At 74.5% G+C, this 19,333-nt stretch carries 17 protein-coding genes and 1 pseudogene; 8 read left to right on the plus strand and 10 right to left on the minus strand.

Features of this window, described 5'->3' with window-relative positions; genetic code table 11:
• From GA0070215_RS11930 to GA0070215_RS11950, 5 genes and pseudogenes are all read left to right on the plus strand, one after another.
• Window positions 1–236: pseudogene (locus GA0070215_RS11930) on the plus strand (IS1634 family transposase); the annotation flags it as partial.
• Between the two features lie 462 nt (window positions 237–698).
• A complete protein-coding gene (locus GA0070215_RS11935) occupies window positions 699–2,333 on the plus strand; it encodes a glycosyl hydrolase family 18 protein (RefSeq protein ID WP_018785298.1) in 1,635 nt (544 codons plus the stop codon).
• Window positions 2,334–2,506: 173 nt separating this feature from the next.
• Window positions 2,507–3,031, plus strand: a complete 525-nt coding sequence (locus tag GA0070215_RS11940) for a hypothetical protein (protein WP_091045253.1) — start codon at window positions 2,507–2,509, stop codon at window positions 3,029–3,031.
• 57 nt (window positions 3,032–3,088) lie between these two features.
• On the plus strand, window positions 3,089–4,495 hold the full coding sequence (locus tag GA0070215_RS11945; RefSeq protein ID WP_018785296.1) for a class II 3-deoxy-7-phosphoheptulonate synthase: 1,407 nt from the start codon (window positions 3,089–3,091) through the stop codon (window positions 4,493–4,495).
• On the plus strand, window positions 4,488–5,516 hold the full coding sequence (locus tag GA0070215_RS11950) for a threonine aldolase family protein (RefSeq protein ID WP_018785295.1): 1,029 nt from the start codon (window positions 4,488–4,490) through the stop codon (window positions 5,514–5,516). The genes GA0070215_RS11945 and GA0070215_RS11950 overlap by 8 nt, the downstream gene beginning before the upstream one ends.
• Window positions 5,517–5,619: 103 nt before the next feature.
• Here GA0070215_RS11950 and GA0070215_RS11955 read toward each other — a convergent pair whose 3' ends face one another.
• Entirely contained in the window at window positions 5,620–6,495 is an 876-nt protein-coding gene (locus GA0070215_RS11955; protein ID WP_091045257.1) for a deoxyribonuclease IV, read from the minus strand.
• Window positions 6,486–8,471: a Stk1 family PASTA domain-containing Ser/Thr kinase gene (gene pknB, locus GA0070215_RS11960; RefSeq protein ID WP_091045260.1), complete on the minus strand. Its 1,986-nt coding sequence runs from the start codon at window positions 8,469–8,471 to the stop codon at window positions 6,486–6,488. Before pknB ends, GA0070215_RS11955 begins: the two co-directional genes overlap by 10 nt.
• Before the next feature lie 131 nt (window positions 8,472–8,602).
• Here pknB and GA0070215_RS11965 point away from each other — a divergent pair, with 131 nt between their 5' ends.
• Window positions 8,603–8,983 (plus strand): Rv2175c family DNA-binding protein, encoded by a 381-nt coding sequence (locus GA0070215_RS11965; protein WP_018785292.1) that lies wholly within the window; start codon window positions 8,603–8,605, stop codon window positions 8,981–8,983.
• 97 nt (window positions 8,984–9,080) lie between these two features.
• Here the strand turns inward: GA0070215_RS11965 and GA0070215_RS11970 are convergent, their stop codons facing one another.
• Window positions 9,081–10,163 carry a polyprenyl synthetase family protein gene (locus tag GA0070215_RS11970; protein WP_091045263.1) on the minus strand — a complete coding sequence of 361 codons (1,083 nt, stop codon included), beginning with the start codon at window positions 10,161–10,163 and terminating at the stop codon, window positions 9,081–9,083.
• 17 nt (window positions 10,164–10,180) lie between these two features.
• Entirely contained in the window at window positions 10,181–11,641 is a 1,461-nt protein-coding gene (locus GA0070215_RS11975) for a helix-turn-helix domain-containing protein (protein ID WP_231394740.1), read from the minus strand.
• 227 nt (window positions 11,642–11,868) lie between these two features.
• Here GA0070215_RS11975 and metF point away from each other — a divergent pair, with 227 nt between their 5' ends.
• Window positions 11,869–12,786 (plus strand): methylenetetrahydrofolate reductase [NAD(P)H], encoded by a 918-nt coding sequence (gene metF / locus GA0070215_RS11980; protein ID WP_018785290.1) that lies wholly within the window; start codon window positions 11,869–11,871, stop codon window positions 12,784–12,786.
• 44 nt (window positions 12,787–12,830) lie between these two features.
• On the plus strand, window positions 12,831–13,520 hold the full coding sequence (locus GA0070215_RS11985) for a CDP-alcohol phosphatidyltransferase family protein (RefSeq protein WP_018785289.1): 690 nt from the start codon (window positions 12,831–12,833) through the stop codon (window positions 13,518–13,520).
• A 111-nt stretch (window positions 13,521–13,631) separates the two neighbouring features.
• Here the strand turns inward: GA0070215_RS11985 and GA0070215_RS11990 are convergent, their stop codons facing one another.
• Genes GA0070215_RS11990 through GA0070215_RS12015 form a run of 6 tightly spaced genes read right to left on the minus strand, consistent with a single transcriptional unit; the run spans window position 13,632 to window position 18,883 of the window.
• Window positions 13,632–15,119 (minus strand): phytoene desaturase family protein, encoded by a 1,488-nt coding sequence (locus GA0070215_RS11990; protein WP_091045266.1) that lies wholly within the window; start codon window positions 15,117–15,119, stop codon window positions 13,632–13,634.
• 12 nt (window positions 15,120–15,131) lie between these two features.
• Window positions 15,132–16,259, minus strand: coding sequence for a glycosyltransferase family 2 protein (locus tag GA0070215_RS11995; protein ID WP_091045544.1), 1,128 nt, complete (start codon window positions 16,257–16,259; stop codon window positions 15,132–15,134).
• Window positions 16,256–17,059: a carotenoid biosynthesis protein gene (locus tag GA0070215_RS12000; protein ID WP_018785286.1), complete on the minus strand. Its 804-nt coding sequence runs from the start codon at window positions 17,057–17,059 to the stop codon at window positions 16,256–16,258. Before GA0070215_RS12000 ends, GA0070215_RS11995 begins: the two co-directional genes overlap by 4 nt.
• Window positions 17,060–17,115: 56 nt before the next feature.
• Window positions 17,116–17,673, minus strand: coding sequence for a GNAT family N-acetyltransferase (locus GA0070215_RS12005; protein WP_091045269.1), 558 nt, complete (start codon window positions 17,671–17,673; stop codon window positions 17,116–17,118).
• Window positions 17,670–18,398, minus strand: coding sequence for a monooxygenase (locus GA0070215_RS12010; RefSeq protein ID WP_018785284.1), 729 nt, complete (start codon window positions 18,396–18,398; stop codon window positions 17,670–17,672). Before GA0070215_RS12010 ends, GA0070215_RS12005 begins: the two co-directional genes overlap by 4 nt.
• Entirely contained in the window at window positions 18,395–18,883 is a 489-nt protein-coding gene (locus GA0070215_RS12015; RefSeq protein WP_026267849.1) for a YbaK/EbsC family protein, read from the minus strand. The genes GA0070215_RS12010 and GA0070215_RS12015 overlap by 4 nt, the downstream gene beginning before the upstream one ends.
• Window positions 18,884–19,333 lie beyond the last annotated feature (450 nt).

Raw genomic sequence — 19,333 nt, forward strand, 5'->3', positions numbered from 1 at the left:
ACATCCTGCTCTGCTGGCTGGCCCTGCTGCTCATCCGCGTCGCCGAGACCGAGACCGGCCGCACCTGGACCGCGATCCGCACCGAGATCGACCGGCTGCACCTCGGCGTGTTCACCGGCCCCGCCGGCACGTTCACCCAGCGCACCGAGCTGTCCCAACCCCAGAAGGCCCTGCTCACGAAACTGCGGATCACCGAACCGCCCCGCATCTTCGACGCCACACCCGCAACCACCTGACCTGCAACAACACAGCCGCCTAGTGACACACCCCGTCACCGGGCCTACCCCTGTCTGCCCAGCTCACAGCCCAGATCCGCCGCCTATATCGACGCCGAGCTGCGGAACGCAGGCTCGCTCGCCGAAAGCGCTGCCATGTCCCAGTCCCAGTTGCCGCGTGGCTTCAGTCACGGTCGCCGACTCTATCCACATCGGTCGTTGCGGTGGGGGCAGGATTGCAAGCCCTGCGCAGCGCAACCCTGGCTCGGGGTCGCCGAGACTCAGCGACCTTCCGCCCGTCGCCTCATGGTGCTGCAGGCGTACCTGCCGCCTGAGTAACCGAGGACCGCCCGATGGCCGGTACGTTCCCCGCGCGCGCCATCCAGGAAATCGATGCACTTGCATCTTGACGAAGTGGTGACGGCGTGAGTAGCGTCTCAGCAATCAATTTGGAAAGTTTCCTAACTATTGGAGGGACGCCGTATGAAGAGATCGCTCCGCCGGGCCCTGTGGGCCACCGGCGCCGTGGTCGCGCTCGCGGTCGCCGCGGTGCCCGTGACCACCGCGTCGGCCGCCGGCAGCGTCACCGCCACGTTCGCCAAGGTGCAGGACTGGGGGACCGGCCACGAGGGGCGGGTGACCGTCACCAACGGCACCAGCTCCACCGTCAACGGCTGGCGCATCGAGTTCACGCTGCCCTCCGGCACCTCGATCAGCAGCTCCTGGGACGCCGACATCACCCGCAGCGGTGACCGCTACGTGGCGGTCAACAAGAGCTGGGCCGCGACGCTCGCCCCCGGTGCCAGCTTCAGCTGGGGCTACAACGGCACCGGCGCGTACAAGGCGCCGGTGAGCTGCACGATCAACGGCGGCACCTGCACCGGCGGCGGCACGCCGACGACCACCGCGCCGACCACGACCCCGCCGACCACCACGCCGCCCACCACCACGCCGCCGACGACCACCCCGCCGACCACGCAGCCGCCCACCACGCCGCCGCCCGGCGGCAAGAAGATCGTCGGCTACTTCGCCGAGTGGGGCGTCTACGGCCGCAACTACCACGTCAAGAACATCCACACCAGCGGCTCGGCCGCGAAGCTGACCCACATCCTGTACGCCTTCGGCAACACCACCGGCGGCCGGTGCAGCATCGGGGACAGCTACGCCGACTACGAGAAGGCGTACACCGCCGCGGACAGCGTCGACGGCGTCGCCGACACCTGGGACCAGCCGCTGCGCGGCAGCTTCAACCAGCTGCGCAAGCTGAAGAAGATGTACCCGAACCTCAAGGTGCTGTGGTCCTTCGGCGGCTGGACCTGGTCCGGCGGCTTCACCCAGGCCGCGCAGAACCCGGCCGCGTTCGCCGACTCCTGCTACTCCCTGGTCAAGGACCCGCGCTGGGCGGACGTCTTCGACGGCATCGACATCGACTGGGAGTACCCGAACGCCTGCGGTCTCCAGTGCGACAACAGCGGCCCGAACGCGTTCAAGAACGTGATCTCGGCGTTGCGGAGCAAGTTCGGCGGAAGCTTCCTGGTCACCGCGGCGATCACCGCCGACGGCAGCAACGGCGGCAAGATCGACGCCACTGACTACGCCGGCGCCGCGAACAACCTCAACTGGCTGATGCCGATGACGTACGACTACTTCGGCGCCTTCAACGCCCAGGGACCGACCGCGCCGCACTCGCCGCTCTACTCGTACCCGGGTATCCCGCAGCAGGGCTTCTGGTCGGACGCGGCGATCCAGAAGCTGAAGTCCAAGGGCGTGCCGTCCAGCAAGCTGCTGCTCGGCGTCGGGTTCTACGGACGCGGCTGGACCGGGGTGACCCAGTCCGCACCCGGCGGCAGCGCCACTGGCGCGGCACCGGGCACCTACGAGGCCGGCATCGAGGACTACAAGGTGCTCAAGAACAGCTGCCCGGCCACCGGCACCGTCGGCGGCACGGCGTACGCCAAGTGCGGCAGCAACTGGTGGAGCTACGACACCCCGTCGACCATCGGCGGGAAGATGAGCTACGCCAACAGCCAGGGCCTCGGTGGCGCGTTCTTCTGGGAGCTCTCCGGTGACACCAGCAACGGTGAGCTGATCGGCGCCATCAAGGGCGGTCTCGGCTGAGCCGAGGGCCGACGCACCACCCACCCGGCGGGGAGGGGCCGCACCGGCCCCTCCCCGCCCGCGTGCCGTCCTGGCCGCGCGCGCCGATCCGGGTCAGGATGGGGAGTCACCCGGCCGCTCGGGCCGGGTGTGGCACACTCGCCACTCGACGAGTCCACGCGACGGGAGGACAGATGGGTCGCAGCCACCGGGGCCGGTTCGCCGGGCTCGCCCTCCTCGCGCTCCTACCGGCGGCCCTGGCCGCCTGCGGCTCGGGCGGCCAGGACGGCGGAGACACCCCGCCCAGCGGGAAAGCGCCGGCCGAGGAGGCGGCGGCCAAGAGCCGGGAACGCGTGCAGGCGTACCTGGACGCGCTCACCGCCCGCGACGCCGCCGCCGGCCGCAGCCAGCTCTGCGCGCCCATGCACGCCGCCTTCGACTCCGCCGCCACCGGTCCGAACGGCGACTTCGCCGACCACTTCACGGTGCCTCAGGCGACCATCACCGAGGTCCGCTCCGGCCCGAACGGCCAGGAGGTCAGCGCCTCGATCACGGTTGCCGCCGGCTCGCGCAAGGCCGTCCGGCCGCTGCTGTTCACCGTCACCCGGAGCGGCGCGGACTGGTGCATCTCCGGCGAGGCGCCCGGCGACGGGTCGGTCGATCCGGACGTCAGCCCTTCGGGGCCGCCGCCCACAGCCTCGGCGGTGCCCTCCCAGTGACCGGAACCATCCCCCTCGGCCGCGAGTGATCGCGACGGTCGCCGTACGCTTTCCTCCATGCGCCATGAGTGGCATCAGCTGAGTCACCCCGCCGTGGGCAGCCCTGGTCTACAGACCAGCCGCCCGACCGCCGACTCCGCCGAGGACGCTGCCCTCGGTCTCGACCGCTGGCGGGAGCTGCCGCGCGCGCAGACCCCACCCTGGGACGACCCGGCCCAGGTGGCCGAGGTCTGCCGGGTGCTGGACACGGTGCCCTCGGTGGTCGCGCCCTACGAGGTCGACCAGTTGCGGCAGCGGCTCGCGCTGGTCTGCGAGGGCAAGGCGTTCCTGCTCCAGGGCGGCGACTGCGCGGAGACCTTCGCCGACAACACCGAGAGCCACCTGCTCGCCAACGCCCGCACGCTGCTCCAGATGGCCATCGTGCTCACCTACGGCGCGTCGCTGCCGGTGGTCAAGGTCGCCCGGGTCGCCGGCCAGTACACCAAGCCCCGGTCCCTGCCGACCGACGCCCGGGGCCTGCCCGCCTACCGCGGCGACATGATCAACTCCCTGGAGGCCACGCCGGAGGCGCGGGTCGCCGACCCGCAGCGCATGATCCGGGCGTACGCCAACTCGGCCGCCGCGATGAACATGCTCCGGGCGTACCTGGCCGGCGGGCTGGCCGACCTGCACGCCGTGCACGACTGGAACAAGGACTTCGTCCGGCGGTCCCCGGCCGGCGAGCGCTACGAGGCGATCGCCCGCGAGATCGACCGGGCGCTCGCCTTCATCCGGGCCTGCGGGATGACCGACGACGAGGCGCTGCGCACCGTCACGCTGCACTGCTCGCACGAGGCGCTCGCGCTGGAGTACGACCGGGCGCTGACCCGGATCTCCAACGGCAAGGCGTACGGCCTGTCCGGGCACTTCCTCTGGATCGGTGAGCGGACCCGGCAGATCGACGGCGCGCACATCGACTTCATCTCCCGCATCGCCAACCCGATCGGCGTCAAGCTCGGCCCGACGACCACGCCGGACGAGGCGATCGAACTCTGCGAGAAGCTCAACCCGGACAACATCCCGGGCCGGCTCACGCTGATCAGCCGGATGGGCAACCACCGGGTCCGCGACGCGCTGCCGCCGATCGTCGCCAAGGTCACCGCCGCCGGGGCGAAGGTCGTGTGGCAGTGCGACCCGATGCACGGCAACACGCACGAGTCCTCGAACGGCTACAAGACCCGGCACTTCGACCGGATCGTCGACGAGGTGCTCGGCTACTTCGAGGTGCACCGCGGCCTGGACACCCACCCGGGTGGCCTGCACGTCGAGCTGACCGGCGAGGACGTCACCGAGTGCCTCGGCGGCGCCCAGGGCATCGAGGACCTCGACCTGCCCGACCGGTACGAGACCGCCTGCGACCCCCGGCTGAACACCCAGCAGTCGCTGGAGTTGGCGTTCCTGGTGGCGGAGATGCTCCGTGGGTGAGGTCATCGATCTGCGGACGGACACCGTGACCCGGCCGACGCCGGGGATGCGGGAGGCGATGGCCGTCGCCGAGGTGGGCGACGACGTCTACGGCGAGGATCCGACGGTCACCGCGCTGGAGGCCGAGGTGGCCGCGCTGTTCGGTCACGAGGCGGCACTGTTCGCCCCGAGCGGCTCGATGGCCAACCAGATCGCGCTCCAGTTGCACGTGCCGGCCGGGGACGAGCTGCTCTGCGACGCCGACGCGCACGTGGTCACGTACGAGGTCGGTGCCGCCGCCGCGTACGGCGGGATCTCCTCGCGGACGTGGCCCGCGGTGGGCGCGGATCTGGACCCCGACGTGGTCGCCGGGATGATCCGGCCGGACGGCTACTTCGCGGTGCCCACCCGGGCGATCGCGGTGGAGCAGACCCACAACCGGGGCGGCGGCGGGGTGATCCCGCTGCCGACGCTGCGCCGGATGCGCGAGGTCGCCGACGAGCACGGGGTGGCGCTGCACTGCGACGGCGCGCGGATCTGGCACGCGCACGTCGCCGACGGGGTGCCGCTTGCCGGGTACGGCGTGCTGTTCGACACGCTGTCGGTCTGCCTCTCCAAGGGTCTCGGCGCGCCGGTCGGCTCGCTGATCGTGGGCAGCGCGGAGAAGATCGCCCGGGCGCGGTTCCTGCGCAAGCGGATGGGCGGCGGCATGCGGCAGGTCGGCGTCCTCGCCGCCGCGGGCCGGTACGCGCTGGCGCACCACGTCGGGCGGCTCGCCGACGACCACGTGAAGGCGGCCCGGCTGGCCGAGGCGGTCGCCCCGCACGGGGTGCTCGCGTCGGTGGTGCGGACCAACATCGTGCCGCTGGACCTGACCAAGCACCCGCTGGACGCGCACGCGCTGGCGGCGGCGGCGCGGGCGGAAGGGCTGCTGATCTCGGTGCTCGGCCCGCGTACCGCCCGGCTGGTCACCCACCTGGACGTCACCGACGCGCAGATCGACCGCGCCGCCACCATCCTGGACACCGCCCTGCGCGCCTGACCATGTCGGCGGTGATCAAGGAGTTCGTGTCCGAATCCGCGCCGTGGCGGGACACGAACTCCTTGATCACCGGAGTCATGCGGGGGGAGGGGAGCGAACCCCGTCAGGGGTGGAGGCGCTTCAGGGTGGCGATGTCGGCGGCGTGGCCGATGTGCTTCTCCGTGGGGGTCTCCACCAGCACTGGCACCCCGGCGGTCGCCGGGTGGCGCATCAGCTCGGCGAACGCCGGCTCGCCGATGGTGCCCTTGCCGATGTTCTCGTGCCGGTCCCGGGTGGAGCCGCACAGGTCCTTCGAGTCGTTCGCGTGCACCAGCCGCAACCGGTCCGCGCCCACCGTGGCGACGAGCGTGTCGAGCGTGGCGGTCATGCCGCCCTCGGCGGCCAGGTCGTGACCGGCAGCCCAGGCGTGACAGGTGTCGAAGCAGACCCCGAGCATCGGGTGCCGGTCGACCGCGTCCAGGTAGGGACCGAGGTGCTCGACCCGGGACGCCAGTGACCGGCCGCCCCCGGCGCTCGGCTCGACCAGCAGCATCGGCCCACCGGTGGCGGCGATCTCGTCGAGCAGCGGGAGCAGCGCCTCGCGGACCTGCCGCAGGGCCGCCTCGGCGTGACCGGCGTCGACCGCGCTGCCGGCGTGGAACACCACGCCCTCGGCGCCGATCGCCCGGCCCCGTCGCAGCGCGTGCGCCAGCGTCTCCGCCGACCGGGTCACCGTCGCCGGGGTGGGGGAGCCCAGGTTGACCAGCAGCGACGCGTGGATGAACACGGGCAGTCCGCGCTCACCGCACCCGTCGCGGAACAACGCGTCCTGCGCCGGGTCGCCGGCCGGCAGCGCCCAGCCGCGCGAGTTCGACACGTAGACCTGCACCACCTCGGACTCGGCCGCGTCCGCGTACGGGAGGGCCGCCCGGCCCAGGCCACCGGAGGTGGGGGTGTGCGACCCCACCCGCCGGCGTCCGTCACCTGCGCTCACAGGCATGTCACAGTGACAGTCGTACCCGGCGGCACCGGCGTGTTCTCGGCCGGGTTCTGCAGCCGGACGACGCCGTTCGGCCTGAGCTGGACGTTGACCGGGAAGCCCTGGCTCTCCAGCATCTGCTTGGCCTGCTGGCAGGGCATGTCGATCACCCGGGGGACGGCCACCTGCGGCGGGCCCTTGCTGATCTCCAGCTTGACCTGGGCGCCCTTCTCCACACCGGTGCCGTCGGCCGGGCTCTGGCCGAGGATCTCGTCCTTCGGCTTGTCGGAGTCCTTGACGTTCTCCACCGGCTTCAGCCCGAGCTGCGCGAGGATGGTCCGCGCCTCGGCGAGGCTCTTGCCGACCAGGTCGGGCACCGTCACCGGCGCGCGACCCTTGCTGAGGATCACCGTCACCTTGGCCCCGGGCTTGACCTCGGTGCCCACCTTCGGATCGGTGGCCAGCACCACGCCCGTGGGCAGCGTGTCGTCGTACCGGGAGGAGCCCTTGGCCACGACCAGGTTGACGCCCTCCAGCTCGGCCTGGGCCAGCGCGTAGTCCTTGCCCACCACGTCCGGCACCGGAAGCCGCTCCGGACCGAGCGACAGGGTCAGCGTGATCGTACCGCCCTTGACGATCCGCGCGGCCGAGCCCGGGGACTGCCCGAGCACGGTGTCCTTGGGGACCTGCTCGTCGTGGCGCCCAGTGGCGTACTTCAGTGTGAAGCCGCCGCGCTGCGCCTGCGCCTCCGCGTCGGCCTTGGTCAGGCTCACCATCTGCGGCGCGACCGTGTAGCGGCCCACGCCGAACCACCAGCCACCCACCGCGGCGACCAGGCCGAGCACCACGACCGCCGCGGCGACGGCCAGCCGTCCGCGCGGCGAGCCCATGATCCGGGTACGTAGGGCGGCGAACCCGGTGCCCGGATCGTCCTCCTCCACGGCGCGGCGCCGGTGCGGGCGCTGCGCGGCGCCGCTGTCGGGCAGCCGGGCCCACGCGGGGCGCTCGACCGGCTGGAGCGCGGCCACCATCTGGGTCGGCTGGCTCAGGATCGCCGTGTCGTCGCTGAGCTGCGGCAGCACGGTGGTGTGCGCGTGCGGGTGGCCCAGCTGCTCGCGGGCGGCCTGCACCTCGCTCAGCAGCGCCGCGGCGTCGGCCGGGCGGCCGGCCGGATCGCGCCGGGTGGCCCGGGCGACGAGCGCGTCGAGAGCCGGCGGCAGCGCCGGCACCAGCGTCGACGGGGCCGGTACGTCCCGGTCGACGTGCTGCCATGCGACCTCCACCGGACGGTCGCCGTCGTAGGGCACCCGGCCGGTGAGCATCTCGAACAGCACGATGCCGGCCGAGTAGACGTCGGTGCGCGGGTCCGCGTGGCCCTGGGTGACCAGTTCCGGCGCCACGTACGCCACGGTCGCCATGAGCTGGTTGCCGTTCTCGTCCTCGGCGCTGGCCTCGACGGCCCGGGCCAGCCCGAAGTCGGCCACCTTGACCACGCTGTCGACCAGGTTGCGGCTGCCGCCGGTGGGCACCTCGGCGACGAGCACGTTCTCCGGCTTGACGTCGCGGTGCACCAGGCCCGCCCGGTGCGCGGCGGCGAGCGCGGCGAGCATCTGCTCGGTGATCGCGAGTGCCTCGTCCGGGTTCAGCCGGCGGCGCTCGGCGAGCACGTCGCGCAGCGTGCGACCGCGGACGTACTCCATCACCAGGTACGGCAGGCCGGTGTGGATGCCCTGGTCGTAGACCGCCACCACGTTCGGGTGGGTGAGCCGGGCGATCGTCTTCGCCTCGTCGGTGAAGCGCTCGACGAAGCCGGCCATCCGGGCCCTGGCCTGCGGCGCCTGGGTCGGGTGAATGATCTTGACCGCCACGGTGCGCTCCAGGCGCTCGTCGGTGGCGGTGTACACGGTCGCCATGCCGCCCCGGGCGACGCGCCCGCGAATGCGGTAGCGCCCCTCGATCAGCGAGCCCAGCAACGTGTCGGCGACCTGTGTGTCCATCGGCAGGCAGTCTATGTGTCGGAAGGGTGAACGTAGAACAGGATGCTACCGCCGGGTTCGGACACGGGCGGACCGGCGCGCTGCGGGGGTGCCGTGCACCGGTCCCGGCGGGCACGTGGCAGGGTGGTCGGGTGACCGATTCCGTACCCGCCGAGACCGGCCCCGACCTGGCCGGACCGGCCGACCCGGCCGGCTGGCTGACGCTGCCCGACGTGGCCGAGCGCCTGGACCTGTCGATCAGCAAGGTGCACCAGATGATCCGCGACCGTGAGCTGCTCGCGGTGCGCCGCGACGGTGTCCGCCGGATCCCGGCCGACCTGGTGGCCAACCGCACCGTGCTCAAGCACCTGCCCGGCGTGCTCAACCTGCTCGCCGACGCCGGGTACGACGACGAGGAGGCGCTGCGCTGGCTCTACCGGGAGGACCCATCTCTTCCCGGCACCCCCGCCGTAGCCCTCGGCGGCGACCTGGCCCGAGAGGTCAAACGCCGAGCCCAGGCCGTGGCCTTCTAGCCCTTTCTGCCCCCGTTCTCGTCGATCATGAAGTTGGCGGCGAAGTCGATCTCCGAAAGTGCCGCCAACCTCATGATCGACTCCCCTGTGGCAAGGGTCAGGCGGGACGGCGGGTGGCGGCGATGGCCAGGTCGACCAGGGCCTGGCGGGCCTCGGTGTCCAGGTCGACAGCGGTGAGCGCGGCCAGAGCGCTCTCGGTGAGCGCGGTGATGTGCCGCTCGGCCCGCTCCAGCGCGCCGCTCGTGCTGATCAGCTCACGCAGCCGATCCACCCCGGCCGCGTCCAGGTCCGGTACGCCGAGCCCGGCCAGCAGCGCCTCCCGGCCGGCCGGGTCGAGCGTCTCCAGAGCGGCCGCCACGAGGTATGTACGCTTGCCCTCGCGCAGGTCGTCGCCGGCCGGTTTGCCGGTGCGCTCCGGGTCGCCGAACACCCCCAGCACGTCGTCGCGGAGCTGGAACGCCTCACCCAGCGGCAGCCCGTACGCCGAGTACGCGGCATGCACCTCGGGCGGCGCGCCGGCCAGCGCGGCGCCCAGCAGCAGCGGGCGCTCGACCGTGTACTTCGCCGACTTGTACCGGGCCACCTTCGCGGCCCGGTCCAGCGAGGTGTCCCCGGTGGCCTGGGTCAGCACGTCCAGGTACTGCCCGACGGTCACCTCGGTGCGCATCTCGTCGAAGACCGGCCGGGCCCGGGCCACCGTGGCCGGCGGCAGGCCGGAGGAGTGCAGCAGCTCGTCGGACCAGACCAGGCACAGGTCGCCCAGCAAGATCGCCGCCGCGTCGCCGAAGGCGTCCGCGTCGCCGCCCCAGCCGGCCGTACGGTGCCGGGCGGCGAACCGCCTGTGCATCGCCGGCTCGCCGCGCCGGGTGTCCGACCGGTCCATCAGGTCGTCGTGGATCAGCGCACTGGCCTGCACGAACTCCAGTGCGGCCAGGGTGGCGACGACCTGGTCGGAGTCGATCCCGCCGGCGCCCCGGTAACCCCAGTAGCCGAACGCCGGGCGTAGCCGCTTGCCGCCGCCCAGCACGAACGCCTCGACCGCCTCCGCGACGGGCAGCAGGCCGTCGTCGACGGCGGTCAGCCAGCCGCGCTGGCCGGCGAGGAACTCGGTGAGCGCCTTGTCGATCCGCTGGCGCAGGCCGGCACGGTCGACGGGGGATACGGGAGCAGCGTGGGTCACGCCACGACGCTAGCGGTTCACACCCGTTCCCGCCGTGCCCGGCGTCCCGGCGTGCCTCGTGGCTCACCCGCGCGGACGGTCGCGCCGGTGGCGGGGCGCGCGCCGGACGGCAGGTACGGGCGGGCCGCGGTGAGCGCTCGCGCGTACCCCTGGGTCGCCGGACCGGGCGGCGCGTGCGCCAGGCCGCGGCGGAACGCGGTGAGCTGGCCGACGGCCCGGGGGGAACCGGACCGGACCGCGTCGAGCAGCGCCTCCCCGGCCACCGCGCACGCCTCGGGCACCGCGCCCAGGCCCAGGTGGGCGCGGGCCAGCCAGCCGCCGTACACGGCCGACCGGCGCGGGCGGCCCCGCGCGCCCACCACCGGCGTCAGCAGCGGCACGGCGGCGGCCGGACGGCCTAGCGCCACGAGCGTGCGCCCGGTCATCGCCGCCAGTTCGGCCGTGTCGAGCCAGTAGAGCCAGGGCGGCTCCCGGCCGGGCTCCGGCGTGCCGGCCCGATCGGCACCGGCCAGCGCCTGCCCGGCGGCACGGGGACGCCCGGCGAGCGCGGCGGCGAGCGCCACCCGGTGCAGCAGCAGCGCGCGCAGACCGGGCGAGGCGGTGGCGCGGCCGCCCGCGTACCCGATCCGGGCCAGGACCAGCGCGCCGGCCGGGTCGCCGGCGCCGGCCAGCAGGTGACTGGCCGACGCGAGCACGTACCCGGCCAACGGCGGCTGCCCGGCGGCCACCGCCGCGCGCAGCGCCAGCCGGTACGCGTCCAGGCTCCCGCCGAGGTCGCCCGTGTCGGCGGCCAGCCACCCGGCGAGCTGCGCCGACTCGGCGAGCGCGGGCAGCATCGCGCGCCGGCCGGCGGGCCCGGCGCGCCGGTAGCCGCGGACCGCCCGCCGCAGCCCGCGGGCGCCGTGCCCGGCGAGGTCGCCACCGCCGAGCAGGTCGTCCCAGCGCCGCAGCGTGGCGAGCGTCACCCCGTCCACCGGGCGGTCACGACCGGCACCGGCGGGATCGTCCGGGCCGCGCGGGACGTCGAGCCACAGCGACTCGTCCGCGACGGGCGAGCGCTCGGCGTCCCGCCCCGGCGGGCCGGGCAGCGGCGGTGCGGCGGGAAACGGGCCGACCGGCGTGCGGCCGCCCGGGTCGGCCACCCAGCGGTACGCGAGCGTGAGCAGCGCCAGCCGGGCCCGGGAGCCGGCCGGGCCGACCGCCGCGGGCACCACGCCCAGCCGGCGACTGCGGGCGGCGGCCCCGGCCAGCAACTCGCCCGGCACCCCCAGGACCGTCGCCAGCCAGGCGGACCAGAAGTCGCCGGGGAGCCGCAGCTGGCGTTCCCAGCGGGACACCTCGTTGCGCGTCAGCGTGGGCACGCCGGAGGCGGCGCACAGCTCGGCGGCCATCCGCTGCTGGCTCCAGCCACGGGCGGCCCGCAACTGCGCCAGCAGCGGCCCGAGCAGGCACGGGCCCGGTGGCGGGGACGGGATCATCGGAACCTCCGGGGTGACGGCGCGGATGGCGACGCGGACGCCCGGCCAGGTGGTGGCGCCGGCGCGTCGCCGTCGTGGCGACCCCCGCGCGGGCCCCCGGGACGGCCGTCGGCCGCCCCACCGCGCTGCCGTCTTTCTACCCCCGGGGTACGACGTCGCGGCGGGGCAGGTGTTCGCGGGCTGGGAAGATTCCCGGTGCGGCGTGCCGTCCCGGTTACAGTCGGGCCGTGGCGCTCGGTCTTCCCTCGGTCCTTCCCAATCCCCAGCCGGCCATCGGGGAGCTGATCCGTGACGGCCGTCCCACGTTCTCCTTCGAGTTCTTCCCGCCGAAGACCCAGGCCGGGGAGAAGCTGCTCTGGCAGGCCATCCGCGAGCTGGAGTCGCTGCGCCCGTCGTTCGTGTCGATCACCTACGGCGCGGGCGGCTCGACCCGCGACACCACAGTCGCGGTGACCGAGCGGATCGCCACCGAGACGACGCTGCTGCCGATGGCGCACCTCACCGCGGTGAACCACTCGGTGGCCGAGCTGCGGCACGTGATCGGCCGGCTGGCCTCGGTCGGCGTGCGCAACGTGCTGGCCGTGCGGGGTGACCCGCCGGGCGATCCGGGTGGCGAGTGGATCGCCCACCCCGAGGGCGTCCGGTACGCCGAGGACCTGGTCCGGCTGGTCCGCGACAGCGGCGACTTCAGAGTCGGCGTGGCCGCGTTCCCGTACAAGCACCCGCGCTCGCCGGACGTGGACAGCGACACCGCGTACTTCGTCCGCAAGTGCCGGGCCGGCGCGGAGTTCGCGATCACCCAGATGTTCTTCGACGCCGACGACTACCTGCGCCTACGCGACCGGGTGGCCGCCGCCGGCTGCGACACGCCGATCCTGGCCGGGGTGATGCCGGTGACCCAGATCGGCACCATCGAACGCTCGGTGCAGCTGTCCGGCGCGCCGTTCCCGCCGGCGCTGGCGCAGCGGTTCGAGCGGGTGGCCGACGACCCGGAGGCGGTCCGCCGCCTGGGCGTGGAGCAGGCGAGCGAGATGTGCGAGAAGCTGCTCGACGAGGGCGTGCCGGGAATCCACTTCATCACGCTCAACCGGTCCACGGCGACCCGGGAGGTGTGGCAGCGGCTGCGCGCCTCCGCCCGGGTGTGACCACCCGCCACACGACACCCGCGCCGTGCTTCTACGGTTGAGCCGTGGTGGGCACACAGCTGAACTGGGACCAGTACGCGACCGCGTGGGCGCGGCTGCACGGCGGCTTCGATCCGCGTACCGCCGCGCCGGTGGTGCGTGCCTGGCTGCGCTTCGCGTACCACGTGGGCTATGTGCTGGGCCGGCTGCGCGTCGGTCCGACCCCGGTGACCGTGTTCGGGGTGCTGCTCTGCTTCTGCGTACCCCTGTTCGTGGAGCGGCCCGGCGACGGGCCGTTCCTCGGCGCGTTGTTCGTGCTGCTGGCGGCGGTGGCCGACAGTGTCGACGGCGCGGTGGCGGTGGCGACCGGCCGCACCACCCGGCTGGGCTACGTGTACGACTCGGTCGCCGACCGGCTCGGCGAGGTGGCCTGGCTGATCGCGTTCTGGCTGCTCGGCGCGCCGGGCGCGCTGGTCGCGGCGGCCGGCGGCCTGTCCTGGCTGCACGAGTACGTGCGGGCGCGCGCGGTCTCGGCCGGGATGCGCGAGATCGGCGCGGTGACCGTGGGGGAGCGGCCCACCCGGGTCTGCGTCGCGCTGGTCGGGCTGCTGGTCGCCGGGCTCACCGGCCTGATCGACGCCGACCTGACCGCCGGCACGATCACCATGGCCACCACGGTCTGGGTGCTGCTCGCCGGGTTCGGCCTCGGTCAGTTGCTCTCCGCCGTCCGCCGCGCGCTGGTCGACGCCGACTGACCGCCGCGCGCCCGGGCAGCGGCCGCGCGGCGGCCGCGCGGCGGTCAGCGTGGCGTTAAGAAGGGGCCCTTCCTCTACCGGAGGCGTTAACAGGGGGCCCCTCCTTACACCTCACCAGGCCGGGCCGACCGCCTCGGCGACGATCTCCGCGGACAGCGTGACCATGGGCAGGCCGCCGCCCGGATGGCTGGAGCCGCCGACCAGCCACAGCCCGGCCGCCGGCCCCCGGTTGGCCGGGCGCAGCAGCCCGCCCGCGGTGCCGTAGATCGCCCCGCCCGGCGCGCCGGTGGCCGCGTCCAGGTCGGCCGGGGTGCGGATCTCCCGGAACACCAGCCGGTCCCGCACGTCGGCCCCGCGCTCGGCCAGCACGTCGAGGATCCGGTCCGCGTACGCCTCGGCCAGGCCGGGCCGCCGCCAGTCCACGGCGCTCGCGGCGGTGCCGTGCCGGGGCGCGTTGACGAGCACGAACCACGCCTCGTGGCCGTCCGGGCGGACCGCCGGGTCGTCGGCGGCGGTGACGAACACCGTCGGGTCGGGCGCCGGGCGGGCCCGCACCCCGCGACCCGGGGCACCGAACACGGCGTCGAACTCGGCGTCGTAGTCGCGGGGGAAGAAGACGTTGTGGTGGGCCAGCCCCGAGTCGCCGCGTACGCCCAGCAGCAGCACGAACCCGGCCAGGCTGCGGTCGGTGAGCGCGGCCAGCCGGCGCGGGTCGGGCAGCAGGTCCCGGTAGACGGTGAGCGCGTCCACGTTCGCCACCACCACGTCGGCCGGCACCGGCGCGGCCGTCCCCGCCACGCGTACCCCGTGCACCCGCCCGCCCGCGGCGTCGATCCGGGTGACTGTCGCGCCGGTGCGCACCACCACGCCCAGGTCCAGGCAGCGCGACAGCAGCGCGTCGGCGAGCGTGCCCAGCCCGCCGCGCAGGTACCAGCCGCCGTACGCCAGCTCGGCGTAGGGGACGGCGACGAGCGCGGCCGGGGCGCGGCGCGGGTCGGCGCCGGTGTACGTGGCGTACCGGTCCAGCAGCATCCGCAGCCGCGGGTCGGACAGGTGGCGGCGGCCCAGCCCGCGCAGACTGCGGCCGGGACCGATGGCGGCCAGGTCACCCAGCCGCCAGGCCAGCGCGGCCAGGTCGCGGGGCGAGTCGACGGTACGGCGCAGGATGTCCCGGTGCGAGGCCGCCCACACCCGGCCGGCGCGCCGCCACAACCCCCGCCAGTCGGCGGCGGACCGGTCGCCGAACGCGGCGCCGATCCGGGCGGCGAACTCGTCCGGGTCGGCGCAGGAGTCGAGCGTGGGGCCACCGCCGGGGAAGACGTGCCGCACGATCGGGTCCAGCGGGACCAGGTCGAGGTATTCGTCGAGCTTCGCCCCGGTCGCCTCGAACAGGTCGTGGAAGACCTGCGGCAGCGTGAACAGGCTCGGTCCGGTGTCGAAGTGCCACACCCCCTCCGGGGTGTGGTGGGCGTACCGGCCGAGCTTGCCCCCGACCGTGCCGGCCCGTTCGAGGACGGTGACCTCGTGCCCGGTGACCGCGAGCCGGGCGGCGGCGGCGAGCCCGCCCACCCCGGCGCCGATGACCACGATGCGCGCCATGGCGTGCCCCTCCTAGGTGACCGGGCGACCCCGCCAGGTGAGCCGGTGTCGCTTCCGCAGATGGTACGACCGGACGGTCAGCCAACCGAGGACCACGACCGACACGGGGTGGCCCAGCGCGTCGGGCCACGCCCGTCCGCCGGTGGCGCGGGCGCTCACCACCCGCCCGGCGACGCCGGCCAGGTAGGCCAGGAACGCCACAGCGGCCACCGCCGGCGTGCCCGCGAGCAGCGCCCCCAGAGCCAGCAGCGGCGGCGCGACGTACAACGCGAACAGCAACGCCAGCACGGCGGCCGCGGCGGTGGGATGCCCGAACGTCGCCCACAGCGACTTGGTGTAGCCGTCGCGCAGCTGCGGCCAGGTGTCGTACATCCGGCAGGACGCCAGCCGGGATCCGTCGGCCAGCGCGATCCGCCCGCCGGCCCGCTTCACCGCCCGGGCCAGCTCGATGTCCTCCAGCACCTTGTCGGCCACCGCCGCGTGCCCGCCGGCCCGCAGGTAGCCGGCCCGGTCCACGACCAGGAACTGCCCGCCCGCGGCGGCCAGCGACGGCCGCCGCGAGCGTTCCATCGCGCGCAGCGGCAGGAACGTCAGCCATAACCACTGCAACAACGGCTGCACCAGCCGGTCGGCCGCCGTCCGCACCACGATCCGGGGGTACGGCGACAGCAGCGCCGCGTCGGCCGCGCGCAACTCGGCCACCGCCGCCGCGACCGCGTCCGGGGTGAGCACCACGTCGGCGTCGACGAAGGCCAGCACCGCCGGTTCCGGGCCGGTCCGGGTGGCGAGCTGCCAGCAGGCGTGCGGTTTGCCCAGCCAGCCGGGCGGCGGGGCGACCCCGGTGAGCAGCGTGACCCGGGGATCGTCGCCGGTCACCGCGCGGACCACGTCGGCGGTGCCGTCGGTCGAGCCGTCGTCGAGCACCACGATCCGCAGGTCCGGCACGCCGCGCTGGGCCAGCAGCGCGCGCAGGCACGGGGTGACCCGCTCGGCCTCGTCGCGCAGCGGCAGCAGCACCGCCACCGGCTCGGTCACCTCGGCCGGGCCGGCAGTGGGGCGGCGCAGCCAGGCGTACGCGTTGACCAACGTGTGACCGGTGAGCGCGGCGACCGCCACCGCCAGCGTGAGGGCGGCGATCATGCCGGGGCGTCGACGCGCGGCGCCGGCTCCGGCGTACCAGCCCGGTCCTGACGGGCCCGCCACAGCGTCACCGCCAGCGGCACCGCCGCCACCGCCATCCCGGCCGCGCCCCACAGCGCCGACGCCGGCAGCCGCAGGAACACCGCGTGCGCCAGCACGCTGGAGGCGTACGTCCAGAGGTAGAGCGCGAACATCGGGGCGTCCCGGCCGTCGACCCGGTCCACCGACGGCCCGGCGAGCGGGCGCAGCGCGACGGCGAGCAGCACCGCGAAGCCCAGCCAGCCGAGGTAGTTGCTGACCGGGATGCCTGGCAGCCCGGGCAGTGCCGGGGTGGCGTCGAGCCAGGTCCAGTAGCCCTCGGCCACCATCTGCGGGTCGAGGAACAGGTCCCAGGCGGCCAGCCCGACCGCCGAGAGCGCGATCCGCGCGACCCGGGAGCGGACCAGCCGGACCGCGGTGAGCCAGGCCGGCCAGGCCATCCAGGTCCAGGCGAGCGGGATGATCAGCGGCACCCCGGCCAGCTTCGGGCCCAGCTCGCCGGAGTAGTCGTAGCTGCCGAACGGGAACCCGGTGGCCACGCCGATCGCCTCCACCGCGAACCCGCCGCCGGTGACGACCGCGACCAGCGCGACGGCGGTACGGACGCCACGGGTGAGCAGCGCGTGGCCGACCGAGAGCAGCCAGCCGAGCACCACGGTGGCCACGGTGAGCCCGGCCCGGGTCGCGCCGCCGGTGAGCGGGTAGCAGATCTGGGCGAGCACCAGCACGGCCAGCAACGCCCAGGGCAGCCGGCCGCTCACTGTGCCGCTTTTCGTTCGCGACTGCGGGGCTCGCAAACCCGGCTCACTCCTCGCGCTCACTGTGCGACGTCCGGCGGGGGGAGCGGCAGGTCCCGGCCGAGCACGCCGAACGGCCGCTCGTCGCCGGGGAAGTGGAAGTGGCGCAGGACGTCGACGAAGCCGAACCGGCGGTACAGCCGCCAGGCCCGGGACTTCTCCTCGTCGGCCTCCGGGGTGGACAGCAGCGTGGTGTCACCCTCGGCCACGGCGAGCAGCGCGCGTAACTGGCGGGCGCCCAGGCCGTGCCCCTGCGCGGGCGGGCGGACGTGCAGCTCGACCACCTCGAACGGGTGGGTCAGCCAGCGCTGCCGGGCCGGCGCGTTCAGCGCCCGGTGCACCTGGTCGTGCCACCACTGCCCGGTGGCGCCCTGGTAGCCGTACCCGAAACCGGCCAGGTGTCCCTCGCGGGTCAGGCTGGCGACGGCGCGGAAGCCGGGCCGGCGGACGTGGGTGGCGATGTAGCCGCGACGGGCCTCCAGCAGGTCGGCCCGGTAGCCCATCGCCTCGCCGTAGACGGCCACCACGTCGTCCAGCCGCCGGACCAGGTCGTCCGGTGTCCACCGCACCAGCCTCATGCGTACCCTCTCGATGTTTCCGGGTCGCCCTCGGCGGCCCAGCCGAGCACCGTGCGGTCGCCGACCACGTCGCCCACCGCGAACCGCGCGAACAGTTCCTCCGCGTACCAGCCCTCGGTGGGGGTACGGGTGATCGCGGCGCGGTGCTCCGGGGAACGGTACGCGAACGCGACCAGGTCCGCCGGGTCGCGCCACACGCTCACCGTGCCCTGCCAGCCCAGCGGCGCCTCGCCGACGCCGAACCGGGCGAGCAGCCCGGGCGCGGCGTGCAGTTCGGCGGCGACCGGTGGGATCGCGCGCCAGAACGTGGCCGCGCGGCGGGCCCGCAGCCGGGCCCGGGTCAGCGCCAGCACCGGCCCGGTGACCCGTCCGCCGGACGGCGCGCCGAACGGCTCCCGGCCGGACCACCGGCCGCGGCTGGTCAGCGGACGCAGGTCCACCCGTACCGCGGCGCGGGCGATCCGGGCCCAGGAGCGGGCGACCGGGGAGGTGTCGAAGCCGGCCGCGTCGGCGGGGGAGCCCCAGACCACGAGCGCGGCCCACCGGGTCAGGTCGGCGTCGCCGGGGCCGAAGCCGGTGCCGGTCCCGGTGCCGAGCAGCTTGGCGAAGCGCACGCCGGGCAGGCGGCGCAGCCGCGCCGGGTGGGTGGCCATCCGGGTCAGCACACCGGGTACGGCCCGGCGGGGCACACGCCACACGTGCAGCGTGACGAGTCCGGGGTTCACGCCACCTCGGCCGGGGCGCCGGTGGTGATCCGCAGCAGTTCCGCGTACGTGGTGGGGAACACCGCCCGGGGCACGCCACCGGCCGCCCACACCTCGTCGTACCCGGCCAGGGCGGTGTCGACGACGGTCCGCAGCGGCGCGGGGTGGCCGACCGGGGCGACGCCGCCGATCACCTGCCCGGTGTGCCGTTTGACGAACTCCGGGGTGGCCCGGCGCAGGTGGGTCACGCCCAGCGTGGCGGCGAGCCCGACGGTGTCCACCCGGTGCGCGCCGGAGGTGAGTACCAGCAGCGGCGCGTCGTCCGCGTCGAAGACCAGCGAGTTGGCGATGGCGCCGACGGCGACGCCGAGCGCCCCGGCCGCCGCGGCCGCGGTGTGCACCGCCTCGGGCAGCAGTCGGACGAGGCTGGCCTCGCCCGATCCGTTCCGCGCGCCCGCGTCGTCGAGCGCGCGCTGCACCGCCTGCACATTCGGGTGTGGCTGCATGCACCCATTCTTCCCCCACCCCGGTACGACCCCGCCGGGGGCCGTCGCCCTCCCGTGTGTCCCCGGCGCGTCACACGTTGCGTTTTCGTCGGTGGGGAGGTGTACTGTCAGGGTAGTTAGAACGAGTGTTCGATTCGGCTCACACGGCAAGTGGCTCAGCTCCCCGGCTGGCCCGGCCTGATCCGAGCCGGTCGCGCACCCGTCGAACGCTCCGGAAGCGGTGTTTCGCGGCACCGGCTTCCGGGAGGTGCGGCACCGCGGGCCGCACCGGGTCTCGGACAGTCGCGAGTCCGGGCCCGTCAGGCAGGTCGTCGCCCGCCGCCCACGACCCCCGGGCGGCGGGCGACGGACCCGCCGGCACGCCGGCCGGGTGTGGGTGTGGGGAAGCGTCCACATCCGGCCGGCCGCCACCAAGGTGCGTCTTCCTCCGCACCGACCGCTCCGGGCGAC

Origin of the sequence: Micromonospora marina (genome assembly GCF_900091565.1) — a bacterium.
GTDB lineage: Bacteria > Actinomycetota > Actinomycetes > Mycobacteriales > Micromonosporaceae > Micromonospora > Micromonospora marina.